Below are 11,239 nucleotides of genomic sequence, written 5' to 3' on the forward strand. Positions count from 1 at the left end.
CTACGGGTGAACATGAAAAGTTCTCATATACTAGGTCTTCACTCGTCCGTGGGGAAGCCCGTCGGCACGATAAAGTCCCAGATCAGACGAGGAGGAGTGCCGTGTCCGACATCCAGGCCGCGAAGGTGCCGGCAGAAGCCACCCCCTTACGCCGTCAACCGGTTCAGCAACGCAGCGCGAAGCGGGTCGAGCAGATGCTCGACGCGAGCGCGGCGTTGATCGACGAGCTCGGTTACGACGCGCTGACGACGACCTTGATCGCCAAACGAGCGGGCGTCGCCGTAGGTTCGCTGTACCAGTTCTTCCCGGACAAGCGCGCGGTCGTGCAAGCGCTCACGGCCCGCAACCTCGAACGCTTCGTGGGGGCGGTGAACGAGCGGCTGACGCAGCTGGGGCCGGAGCACTGGTGGGACGTCGTCGACTCGATCCTCGACATCTACCTGGAGATGCACCGCACGGTCCCGGGCTTTTCGAAGGTCCACTTCGGCGACATCATCGACCGCCAGCTGCTGGACGAGACGCGCGACAACAACGCGGTGATCGTCGATTCGCTGACGGACCTGGTGGCCAAGCAGGTCGATCGACCGGTCGAGGACCTTCGGTTCGCCATCACGATCGCCAACGAGGTCGCGGACGCGCTGTTGAAGCTGGCGTTCCGGAAGGAGCCCAGCGGCGACGAGAAGTTCGTCGCCGAGGCGAAGTACGTGGTGAAGGGGTATCTGGCGGCTCGGTTCGGGGAGCGCTCGTAACTGTCCACAGAAGTTGTCCACAGCTGTGCCTGCCTGTGGACAACGTCGTGGTTCCGAGCCGGGTTGTCAGTGGGGGCCGATAGACTGGAAGCGGGGGTTCCCCCAGGGAGGGTGGGCGCGCGCGTGAGGGCCGAGCGGCGCAGCACTGCCGACCAGGGGCCCGGGGAAATCGGGCCCGGTGACATCTACGAGGACTGCTCTTTCCACCCCGTGCTGTGCACCTACGTCGATGACGGCGACGAGATCGGGGGCATCTCGCTGATCGACGCGAGTTCTCCCCGGGCGTGCTCGCTCAGCGGGTGCGCGGTCGTCAAGCTCTCGATCGACGACGTCATCGCGGCACGCGCTGACTGGCCCACCTACCTCGCGCGCCGCCAAGCGGAACTCGACGCCTGACTCGGTCAGCCGAAGTTCTGGTGCTCGCCCCGGTACGTCGGGACCGTTCGTTCCACCCGGTCGCCCAGCAGCAGGTGGTAGTGCGTGAACCGCTCCGCCAGCTCGCCCGCCTTCGCGTGGCGCAGCCACACGCGGTCGCCCAGCTTGAGAGTGCGCGCCGCCCGGCCGGTGACCGGGGTCTGGACCTCTCCCGCTCCCTCGAAGCCGAGGAACTTCAAGCCCTCCGGCAGGTACGGCTTGGGCTGGCGGGACGGTCCCGTCGGCCCCGAGGCGATGTACCCGCCCGAGAACAGCGTGGCGATCTTGCGGGTCGGGCGCCGGACGACCGGCAGCGCGAACAACGCCGCCGGGCGGGGCTTGAAGCGCGTGTAGCCGTCGAACAGCGTGGGGCCGATCAGGCCCGAACCGGCCGCGATCTCCGTGACCACCGCGTCCGCACCCGTCGACTCGACGCTGCCCGTGCCGCCACCGTTGACGAACTCCAGCTGCGTCACCGCCTGGACCGCGCGGACCACTTCGCCGCGACGGCGGGCCAGCTCGGCCGCCGACCGGCGCTGCATCCAGCCGACCAGTGCCTGGTTCAAGCGGCGGCCTGCCGCGTCGCCGAGGCCGGCGATCTGGCCTTCGTACGCCATCACGCCCACCAGGCGGAAGCCCGGCCGGGCGACGACCTCGCGGGCGAACGCCGATGCCTGCTTCGGGGTGAACAGCGGGGAGCGCCGGGTGCCGACGTGGATTCCCGGCAGGGGGCGCCACGACGCGTCCAGCTCCAGGCACACCCGCACCTCCGGGTGGCCGTGGCCGAGGGCGGCGTCGACCAGGTCCAGGTGCTCGGTGGAATCCACCATGATCGTGATCGACGAGCGGGCGCGGTCCGACGCGGCCAGCCGGCGGAGGGCTTCGTGGTCGGCCGTGGGGTAGGCGACGACGATGTCATCGGTCGTGCCTTGCTCGGCGTGCCAGATCGCTTCGGCGAGCGAGTAGCACATCAGGCCTTCGAATCCCGGCATCGCGAGCACGCGTTCCAGCAGCGCGCGGCAGCGCACCGACTTGCTGACGACGCGGAGCGGCTTGCCCGCCGCTCGGCGCCGGAGGTCGGCGGCGTTCGCGTCGAACGCGGCCAAGTCGACCACGGCCAAGGGCGGATCGAGGTCCTTGGTCGCCAAGTCGTACACCGTCGCACTGGTCACGAGGTCTAAAGTACGACACGAAGGCTTGAAACGCGAATAGTATTCACTTACTGTTTCGAGCACTCGACCGATGAAGGGTGCGCTCGCATGACCCGGTGGACCAACTGGGCGGGCACGGCCTCCGCCTCGCCGCAACACGTGCACCAGCCGCGCAACGCGGCTGAGATCGCGGCGGCCGTCGAGCGCGTCGCCGCCGCCGGCCGCACCGTGCGCCCCTGGGGCAGCGGGCACTCCTTCACCGCGATCGCCGTCGCCGATTCGGACGCGCTCGACCTGCGCCACTGGACCGGCATCGAACGCGTGGACCTCGAAACCGGCCACGTCACCGTCCGCTCGGGCACGACGATCCGTGAGCTCAACACCGCACTCGACGCGCTCGGGCTGGCCATGGCCAACCTCGGGGACATCGACGCGCAGACCATCGCCGGCGCGATTTCCACCGGCACCCACGGCACCGGCGCGAAGCTCGGCGGCATCGCCACCCAGATCGTCGCGCTCGAACTCGTCCTCGCGGACGGCTCGGTCGTCACCTGCTCGGCCGGCGAGCGGCCCGACCTCTTCGCCGCGGCCCGCGTCGGTCTCGGCGCGATCGGCGTGATCACCACCGTGACCCTGCGCTGCGAGAAGTCGTTCTACCTGCGTGCCCAGGAGCGGCCGGAGCCGCTGGAGCAGGTGCTCGAAGGCTTCCACGACTTCGCCGACGACAACGACCACTTCGAGTTCTACTGGTTCCCGTACGGCAAGAACGCCCTGGTCAAGCGCAACAACCGGTGCGAGACCGCCCAGCCGCTGAGCAAGGTCCGGGAGTTCGTCGACTACCAGATCATGGAGAACGTCGCCTTCGGCGGGCTCTGCCGGACCGGGCGGCTGATGCCGCGGCTCGTGCCGTCGCTCGGCAGCTTCGCGTCGAACGCCCTCTCCGCCCGCGAGTACAGCGACCTCTCGCACCGCGTCTTCGTCACCGCACGGAACGTCCGGTTCACCGAAACGGAATACGCTGTTCCACGTGAATCAGTGCTCGACGTGCTCGCCGAGCTGCGCGCCCTGGTGCCCAAGCTGAAGGACCCGGTGATGTTCCCGGTGGAGGTGCGGGTCGCCGCCGCGGACGACATCTGGCTGTCGACCGCGCAGGGCCGCGACTCCGCCTACATCGCGATCCACCAGTTCGTCGGCATGCCGTACCGCGAGTACTTCAGCGCGTTCGAGAAGATCGCCGGCGCTGTCGGCGGCCGCCCGCACTGGGGCAAGATGCACGACCTCGACGCCGGCGTCCTCCGCTCGCGCTACCCGCACTTCGACGACTTCCTGCGCGTGCGCAAGGAAACCGACCCGAGCGGCGTCTTCAGCAACACCTACCTGGACCGGGTGCTCGGGCCGGCCTAGAACAACGCCGACACCGATTCGCCGTTGTGGATCCGGCGGATCGCCTCGGCCAGCGCCGGCGCGATCGACAGGATCTTCAGCTTCTCGGTGCGTTCTTCCTCGGGCACCGGCACGGTGTTGGTGCAGACGATCTCCAGCACCTCCGGCCGGCTGCCGATGCGCTCGATGGCCTTCGCCGCGAACAGCCCGTGTGTGCAGGCGACGCGGATCGAGCGTGGCTTCAGCTCGGCCAGCCGGTCCAGCAGCTCGAGCACCGTGCTGCCCTTGGCGATCTCGTCGTCGAGCACGATCACGTCCCGGCCGGTGACCTCGCCGATCACCGAAGTGATCTGGACGCGGTCGTCGGGGAAGCGTTCCTTCGCGCCGGCCGCGACCTGGACGCCCAGGAGCCGCGCGAAGTGCGACGCCTCCTTCGCGTTGCCCAGGTCGGGCGAGACGACGGTGGCGCGCGAAAGGTCGTACTGGCGGAAGTGCTTGGCGAGCTCCTGCAGGGCGTGCAGGTGATCCACCGGGACGCTGAAGAAGCCGTGGACCTGCGGGGAGTGCAGGGTCATCGCGAGCACGCGGCTCGCCCCGGCGGTCACCAGCAGATCGGCGACCAGGCGGCCGCCGATGGAGATGCGCGGTGCGTCCTTCTTGTCCGAGCGCGCGTAGGAGTAGTGCGGCATCACGGCGGTGATGCGGGACGCCGAGGCACCGCGCGCCGCGTCGAGCATAAGCAGCAGCTCGACGAGGTGCTCCTGCACCGGCTTCACCAGCGGCTGGATGATGAAGACGTCCCGCTCGCGGCAGTTCGCCTGCAGCTGCACCTCGAGGCAGTCGTTGGCGAACCGCTGGATCTCGACCGGCCGCAGCGGTACGCCGAGGTTGGTGCAGATCTCTTCGGCGAGCTCGAGGTGCGCGCTGCCGCTGAAGACGGCGATTTCTCTGGATGCCTGGGTGATCACAGCGCGGAGACCGCTTCGCCGATCGTGGCCTCACCGGAGATCAGCGTCAGGGTGCGGTGCACCGAAGCAGGCGCCTCGAGCAGGGCGGCGAGCACTGCGGCGACGTCGTCACGCGGGATCGGGCCGCGGCCGGTGTCCTCGGCCAGCAGGACCAGGCCGGTCCCGGGGTCGTCGGTCAGCTGGCCCGGCCGGAGGATGGTCCAGTCGAGGTCGCGGGCCTTGAGGTCGTCCTCCGCCGCGCGCTTGGCGCGCAGGTAGTGCCGGAATTCCTCGGTGACGTCGGGGTTTTCCGGGTTGTCGGCACCGATGGACCCGACCTGGATGTGCCGCCGGACCCCGGCTCGCTCGGCTGCTTCGGCGAACAGGGCCGCGGCACCCCGGTCCACAGTGTCCTTCCGGGCGGTGCCGCTACCCGGGCCCGCGCCCGCGGCGAACACCGCCGCGTCGGCGCCCTTCAGCACCTCGGCGACGGTGTCCACATCGGAGTTCTCCAGGTCGAGCACCGCGGCCTGGGCGCCGGCGGCTTCGAGATCGGCCGCTTGGGCGGGGTTCCGGATGAGGCCGACCGATTCGTCGCCGCGCTCGGCAAGCAGCCGCTCGAGCCGCAACGCGATCTGACCGTGTCCACCAGCAATGACGACTCGCATGAGCCCGACACTAGTAGGGATCCGGCAGGACCGTCAGTCGAGCGACGCGGGGGCTTCGGCCGTGCGGAGCAGGTGGTCGTAGACCAGCTCGTTCACCAGGCGGGAGACCGGGTCCTCGGCGAGCACGACTCGCTCGGTGCGGCCCTCGAGGTCGAGGTCGACGACCACGTTGGGGTCGGCGGTCACGATGGCGAGGCCGTACGCCCGGGCACGCGGCAGGCAGTTGCCGACGTAGTCCTCGGTCAGCACGACCGGCGACGGCAGCACCATCGCGGCCTCGCCGTAGCGGGCGAACGGAACCGCGGAGGCCATCGCGGTGCGCCAGTGGCGCGCGACGGCCAGGACACCGATGATCTCGGCGGCCGGGGCGGGGGCGGTTCCGGCCAGCTCCGGCCAGGTCCAGGTGTCGACGGTGGCACGGTCGGCCACCGGGCCGGCACCCATCGCGATGCGTTCGGCGTGCACGTCGGTGCGAAGCTTGGCGACCACACAGACCTTGCGGCCGAGGATCGTGGTCTCGGGGAGGACGATGCCGTTCCAGCCCAGCTGGGCGGCCGCCGTGCGGGCGAGCTCGTCGACGCTCGCGGGGAGCTCGATCGGCGGCACCACGCGGCTCGGCATCGACCGGCTGCGCTTCGCGCCACCGGCGACCGTCGAGCGCTCGGTGTTCTGAGGTGTAGCCGCCACGAGTCCGCCTCCTTCTAACCCTGCACCGCCTTGTGACCGGGGGAAACCGGCACCTCACTTGTCTAACAGCGCGGCGGCGCGGCGTCGCCGGGTAGCAGGAGTGGCTGCGATCGGCGGCGCCCATCGGTCGATGACCGGTCGGTAGGCGGTCATCGGACTTCGGTCGAACGGTGCGGCCAACCGAGTGAGAGCAAGGTGAGTGGCATTACCGTCCGCCCGCGATCGACTACCCGGAGCATGAACCGCGAAACCCGGATCACCCACCCGGGACTAGCCCGTTCGGCGCAACCCGCCCTGGATCCACAGTGGACGCGGGTCGCTGAGCTGCGGATGTCCGCCGTCACCCGCTCGGCGGTGAGCTACGCCGCAGCGGTGTCCCGCGCGCCGGACTAAAGTTACCCACCAGTCACTTAGCCGCCGCCGTGGAGGACCGATGCGCTCCCCGAAGGACTTCTTCGCCCCGCTCGCCCTGGGCGCGCCCGCCCCCGTGCGGGAGATCCCGGTGACGCCGTCCCGGATGATCCACTTCTTCGACCCCGGCAACGAGAAGATGGCGGCGAAGGTGCCGGACATCGCGAAGAAGGTCGACGTCCTGCTCGGGAACCTCGAGGACGCCGTCCGCGCCGACCGCAAGGAAGCCGCGCGCGCCGGCCTGGTCGCGATCGCCAAGGCGAACGACTTCGGGAAGACGCAGCTGTGGACGCGGGTGAACAGCCTGGACTCGCCGTGGGTGCTCGACGACCTGGTCACGCTGGTCACCGAGATCGGCGACAAGCTCGACGTGATCATGGTGCCGAAGGTCGAGGGCGCGCAGGACATCCACTACGTCGACCGGCTGCTGGCCCAGCTCGAGGCGCGCGCCGGGCTGACGAAGCCGTTGCTGGTCCACGCCATCCTCGAGACGGCGAGCGGCGTGGCCAATGTGGAGGAGATCGCCGGCGCGAGCCCGCGCATGCAGGGCATCTCGCTCGGCCCGGCCGACCTGGCCGCGAGCCGCCGGATGAAGACGACCCGCGTCGGCGGCGGGCACCCCGGCTACCTGGTGCGGACCGACCCGACCGGCGACGACCTGACCGAAGGCCGGACGACGTACCAGCAGGACCTCTGGCACTACACGGTGGCGCGGATGGTCGACGCGTGCGCGATGCACGGGATCCTGCCGTACTACGGGCCGTTCGGGGACATCCGCGACGTCGTCGCGTGCGAGGACCAGTTCCGCAACGCCTTCCTGCTCGGCTGCGTCGGCGCGTGGAGCCTGCACCCGGTGCAGATCGACATCGCGAAGAAGGTGTTCTCGCCTTCGCCGTCCGATGTGGCCTGGGCCCGCCGGGTGATCGCCGAGATGGGTGACGGCACGGGCGCGGTGATGATCGACGGGAAGATGCAGGACGACGCGTCGGTGAAGCAGTGCCGCGTGGTCGCCGAACTGGCCGACGCCCTCGCGGCGGACGACCCCGAACTCGCTGCGGCTTACGACGCGGCCACCAAGGAGGCCCTCGGATGACCACGCCCCGGCGCTCTGTCCTCTACATGCCCGGCGCGAACGAACGCGCGCTGGAGAAGGCCAAGACGATCCCGGCGGACGCGCTGATCCTCGACCTCGAGGACGCCGTCGCTCCCGACGCGAAGGAAGCGGCCCGCGAACGGGTCTGCGCGGCGGTGGGCCACTACGGCGAGCGCGAAGTGACGATCCGCGTCAACGGTCTCGACACCGAATGGCACGACGCCGACCTGCGCGCGGCCGCGTCGGCCGGCCCGGCCGCGGTCGTCGTGCCCAAGGTGAACTCGGCGGCCGAGGTGCACAACATCGAGCGTGCGCTGGAGCTGGGCGGGGCGCCGGACCACACGAAGATCTGGGCGATGGTCGAGACGCCGGTCGCGATGCTGCACGCCGAGGAGATCGCGGCGGCGTCCGAGCGGCTGACCGTGCTGGTGATGGGCACGAACGACCTGGCCAAGGAGCTGCACGCGGAGTTCGTGCCGGGCCGCGGCCCGCTGCTCGGCGGGCTCTCGCTGTGCCTGCTGGCCGCGCGGGCGACCGGCAAGGTGATCCTCGACGGCGTCTACAACGACGTGAAGGACCTTCCCGGTTTCGAGGCCGAGTGCGAGCAGGGCCGTCAATACGGCTTCGACGGCAAGACGCTGATCCACCCGGCGCAGGTGGAGCCGTGCAACCGCATCTTCGCCCCGTCCGAAGAGGAGATCGACCGCTCGCGGCGGATCATCGAGGCCTTCGAGGAGGCCAAGGCAGCGGGCCGCGGCGTGGTGACCGTCGACGGCCGGATGATCGAGAACCTGCACGTCGACAACGCGCGGCGGGTGCTGGCGCTGGCCGAGGCGGTCAAGAACTGAACCCCGGTGGCCGGGCGGGTCGCCCGGCCACCGGTGCGGTTCACTTCGGCAGCGAGTCCGTCCAGTCGGCACTGACCTGCGCGCCCTGCGGGTCAGCGACCTGGTAGATGGCGCCGTCCGGGGCCACGTACATCGACGTCCGGTTGATGCGGCCGGTCGACGGGTCGACCACCAGGCGGTAGTCGTCGGGCAGCAGGAAACCGTGGCCGCCCGGGACGGGGCCGAGGTCCTTAACACCGGGGTACGCCGCGATCGAGCGGAAGGCCGCTGCTCGGACGGCCGGCGGTGCGGGCAGGGTCGACACCAGCGAAACCATGGACAGCAGCAGCTCCCGTTCCCGTTCGCTCGCGGTCAGCGGGCCCGCGCTCGTCCGGGTGTCGCTGTGCGCGATCGCGTTCACGAGCCAGTCCCGCAGCGCCGCCGGGTCGGCGGGCAGGGTCCGGAGCTGCTCGAAGGTCACCTCGATGGCCGCCAGCCGCAACGGGAAGCGCCCCAGCGGCTGGACCCGGCCCTTGGTCTTCTCACCGCGGAACCACATGTGGCCGTCGGCGTTGAACCAGTACTCGTAGACGCCCTTGTCCGAGACGGTCTTGATGTACCAGTAGTTGCCGGTGCCGGCCGGGGCGTGCTCGGCCAGTGTGGCCGCCGCCAGCAGAACCTGCTGGCCGGTGACGACCGGTGCGACAGCCTGCGGGGGCGGCCCTTCGGCCGGGGCGCCGGGCAGGGTCGCCACCACGACGGCCGCCGCGGCCGCGGCGGCCACCAGACCGGCCCCGATCGCGTACGGGCGCACCCGGCGACGTGGTGCCGCCAGCATCCGGTTCTGCAGCCGGTGGCGGCTGCGGTCGACGACGTCCTGGGCCGGTCCGGCGGGGATCAGCGTGGCCCGAAGGGTCTGCAGGTCATTCATCGGACGCCTCCTGGGCGAGAGCGGGGGTGAGCTTCTTGCGGGCGCGCGTCAGCCGGGAGCCGACCGTGCCCGGGGAGATGCCGAGTGCTTCGGCCACTTCGGCGTATCCGAGGTCGCCGAGCGCGACGAGCAGCAGGACGTCGCGCTCCCCGGCGGACAGCTGGGACAACGCCTTTCCCAGCCGGGCAACCGTCACCGAAGCGACAACGCGGCTTTCGTGCCCTTCGGCGGCTTCGCGCGGGTCGAGCCGCGAGAGCGCGCGGTAGTGCCGGGCCTCCTTGCGGCGGTGCCGCGAGACGAGGTTCGTCGCGATGCCGAACAGCCAGGCCCGCAGTTCACCTCGGGAGGCGTCGAACGTCTTCCGGCGGTCGAAGGCGACGAGGAACGTTTCGGCCGCAACGTCCTCCGCGGCCTGCACGCCGAGGCGCCCGGCGACGTACCGGTAGATGTCCGCGAAGTAGCGATCGTGCACCTCCGGGAAGTGCTCGCTGTCCAGCACGGGGGCCGCCGTCATGGGGCTGCCTCTGTCATGGGGATTCCTTCCCGTCGGCGACATTCACCCCCACTTCGCCGAAGGTCCGGAACTTCTTCCCTACCCGATCGGCCAGGGCCGCTGCGGTGGGCGAAGCCGCTCGTACGCCGCAGCCGCGCGGAGGACGCCGACGTCGTCGAAGCGGCAGCCGGCGAGCTGGAGGCCGATCGGGCGGCCGTCGTCGGTGTACCCGCAGTTCAGCGACACCGCGGGCTGGCCGGACATGTTGTACGGCACGGTGAACGCGATGTGCTCGAACGGCCGGGCCGGGTCGTTCGTCGGGGACGCCCACTCCGCCGGCGGCGCCGCGACCGGGCAGGTCGGGGAAAGCACCACGTCGAAAGCGGAAGTCGCCCGCAGCGCCGCGACGCTGATCACGTCGATCTGGGCGAAGCCGCGGTAGACGTCCACCCCGGACACGTCCGCGCCGCCCGCCGCCCAGTCCGCGATGTACGGCAGGACCTTCGCCCGGCGCTCCGGCGGCAGGGCCGCCAGGTCCGACCAGGCCCGCGTGCGCCAGAAGACGTCGAGGCCATCGAGCATTTCGCGGGTGAGGAACGGCTCGACCGGCTCGACGACCGCACCCGCCGCTTCGAACGCCCGGGCCGCCGCGGTCACGGCGTCGCGGATCACCGGGTCCACCGGAAGGCCCGGACCGGACTCGAGCTGCAGGCCGACGCGCAGGCCTGCCACCGCGAGATCCAGCGAAGCCCAGTCGAGGTCCGACGGCGGCAGGCTCAGGTGGTCACGCGGGTCCGGGCGCGAGAGCACGCTCATCAGCAACGCCGTGTCGGCGACCGTGCGGGTCATCGGGCCGGCGACGCGGCCGAGGAACGGCGGGTCGACCGGCACGCGGCCGAAGCTCGGCTTCAGCCCGGTCAACCCGCACCAGCCCGCGGGCAGCCGGATCGAGCCGCCGATGTCCGTGCCGACGTGCAGCGGGCCGTACCCCGCCGCGGCCGCGGCGCCCGCGCCCGCGCTGGACCCACCAGGCGTGCACCGCACGTCCCACGGGTTGCGGGCCGTGGTGTGGAAGCTCGAGAGCCCGGACGTCAGCATCCCGTAGTCCGGCATGGTCGTCTTGGCCAGCAGGACGCAGCCGGACTCGCGGACCCGGGCGGCCGCCGGGGCGTCCTCGGCGGCCGGGGTCAGCGCCGTCGCCGCCGTGCCCAGCGGCACCGGGATGCCGCGGGTCGCGATGTTCTCCTTGAGCGTGAGCGGAACGCCGTCGATCGGGCCGAGCGGTTCGCCGGCCGCCCAGCGATCTTCGGACGCCTTCGCGTCGCCAAGAGCGGTTGAAGGGTCGTACTCGTACAACGCGTGCAGCTCCGGCTCTCGCGCTTCGATGCGGGTGAGAACGGCTTCGGTCACCTCGACCGGCGAGAGCGTCTTCGCGCGGTACTGCGCGACGAGCTCGACAGCGGTCAGGTCAGGCAGCTCGGTCAT

The 11,239-nt window shown here is 70.7% G+C and carries 13 protein-coding genes; 6 read left to right on the forward strand and 7 right to left on the reverse strand.

Annotation, left to right across the window (positions count from 1 at the left end; translation table 11 throughout):
• Positions 1–101 precede the first annotated feature (101 nt).
• Entirely contained in the window at positions 102–749 is a 648-nt protein-coding gene (locus AB0F15_RS26995; RefSeq protein ID WP_360275793.1) for a TetR family transcriptional regulator, read from the forward strand.
• Between the two features lie 123 nt (positions 750–872).
• Entirely contained in the window at positions 873–1,145 is a 273-nt protein-coding gene (locus AB0F15_RS27000) for a hypothetical protein (protein WP_360275796.1), read from the forward strand.
• Between the two features lie 5 nt (positions 1,146–1,150).
• Here the strand turns inward: AB0F15_RS27000 and AB0F15_RS27005 are convergent, their stop codons facing one another.
• Positions 1,151–2,335 carry an amino acid deaminase/aldolase gene (locus AB0F15_RS27005; RefSeq protein WP_360275798.1) on the reverse strand — a complete coding sequence of 395 codons (1,185 nt, stop codon included), beginning with the start codon at positions 2,333–2,335 and terminating at the stop codon, positions 1,151–1,153.
• A gap of 87 nt (positions 2,336–2,422) precedes the next feature.
• Between AB0F15_RS27005 and AB0F15_RS27010 the strand changes: the two genes are divergently transcribed.
• Positions 2,423–3,718, forward strand: coding sequence for a D-arabinono-1,4-lactone oxidase (locus tag AB0F15_RS27010; RefSeq protein WP_360275800.1), 1,296 nt, complete (start codon positions 2,423–2,425; stop codon positions 3,716–3,718).
• Here the strand turns inward: AB0F15_RS27010 and AB0F15_RS27015 are convergent.
• From AB0F15_RS27015 to AB0F15_RS27025, 3 genes are read right to left on the reverse strand one after another with little or no spacing between them, the layout of a single operon-like run.
• Complete coding sequence (locus tag AB0F15_RS27015) at positions 3,715–4,665, reverse strand: ribose-phosphate pyrophosphokinase (RefSeq protein WP_360275803.1); 951 nt, start codon at positions 4,663–4,665, stop codon at positions 3,715–3,717. The two genes, AB0F15_RS27010 and AB0F15_RS27015, sit on opposite strands and share 4 nt — an antisense overlap.
• Positions 4,662–5,312 carry an NAD(P)H-binding protein gene (locus tag AB0F15_RS27020; RefSeq protein WP_360275805.1) on the reverse strand — a complete coding sequence of 217 codons (651 nt, stop codon included), beginning with the start codon at positions 5,310–5,312 and terminating at the stop codon, positions 4,662–4,664. The genes AB0F15_RS27015 and AB0F15_RS27020 overlap by 4 nt, the downstream gene beginning before the upstream one ends.
• A 33-nt stretch (positions 5,313–5,345) precedes the next feature.
• Positions 5,346–5,999, reverse strand: coding sequence for a hypothetical protein (locus tag AB0F15_RS27025; protein WP_360275808.1), 654 nt, complete (start codon positions 5,997–5,999; stop codon positions 5,346–5,348).
• A gap of 237 nt (positions 6,000–6,236) precedes the next feature.
• On the opposite strand from AB0F15_RS27025, the gene AB0F15_RS27030 reads away from it, so the two are divergent.
• Genes AB0F15_RS27030 through AB0F15_RS27040 form a run of 3 tightly spaced genes read left to right on the forward strand, consistent with a single transcriptional unit; the run spans position 6,237 to position 8,351 of the window.
• A complete protein-coding gene (locus tag AB0F15_RS27030) occupies positions 6,237–6,392 on the forward strand; it encodes a hypothetical protein (RefSeq protein WP_360275810.1) in 156 nt (51 codons plus the stop codon).
• Positions 6,393–6,432: 40 nt separating this feature from the next.
• Positions 6,433–7,503: a CoA ester lyase gene (locus AB0F15_RS27035; RefSeq protein ID WP_086841768.1), complete on the forward strand. Its 1,071-nt coding sequence runs from the start codon at positions 6,433–6,435 to the stop codon at positions 7,501–7,503.
• Positions 7,500–8,351, forward strand: a complete 852-nt coding sequence (locus tag AB0F15_RS27040) for a CoA ester lyase (RefSeq protein WP_360275814.1) — start codon at positions 7,500–7,502, stop codon at positions 8,349–8,351. Before AB0F15_RS27035 ends, AB0F15_RS27040 begins: the two co-directional genes overlap by 4 nt.
• 40 nt (positions 8,352–8,391) lie before the next feature.
• Here the strand turns inward: AB0F15_RS27040 and AB0F15_RS27045 are convergent, their stop codons facing one another.
• The 3 genes from AB0F15_RS27045 to AB0F15_RS27055 form a co-directional block, all read right to left on the reverse strand.
• Positions 8,392–9,261, reverse strand: coding sequence for a CU044_5270 family protein (locus AB0F15_RS27045; protein ID WP_360275817.1), 870 nt, complete (start codon positions 9,259–9,261; stop codon positions 8,392–8,394).
• Entirely contained in the window at positions 9,254–9,775 is a 522-nt protein-coding gene (locus tag AB0F15_RS27050) for an RNA polymerase sigma factor (RefSeq protein ID WP_360275820.1), read from the reverse strand. The genes AB0F15_RS27045 and AB0F15_RS27050 overlap by 8 nt, the downstream gene beginning before the upstream one ends.
• A gap of 78 nt (positions 9,776–9,853) precedes the next feature.
• The gene (locus AB0F15_RS27055) at positions 9,854–11,239 is read right to left on the reverse strand and encodes an amidase (RefSeq protein WP_360275822.1); all 1,386 of its coding nucleotides are present in this window, start codon (positions 11,237–11,239) and stop codon (positions 9,854–9,856) included.

The sequence above is a fragment of the Amycolatopsis sp. NPDC026612 genome, assembly GCF_040638285.1.
GTDB lineage: Bacteria > Actinomycetota > Actinomycetes > Mycobacteriales > Pseudonocardiaceae > Amycolatopsis.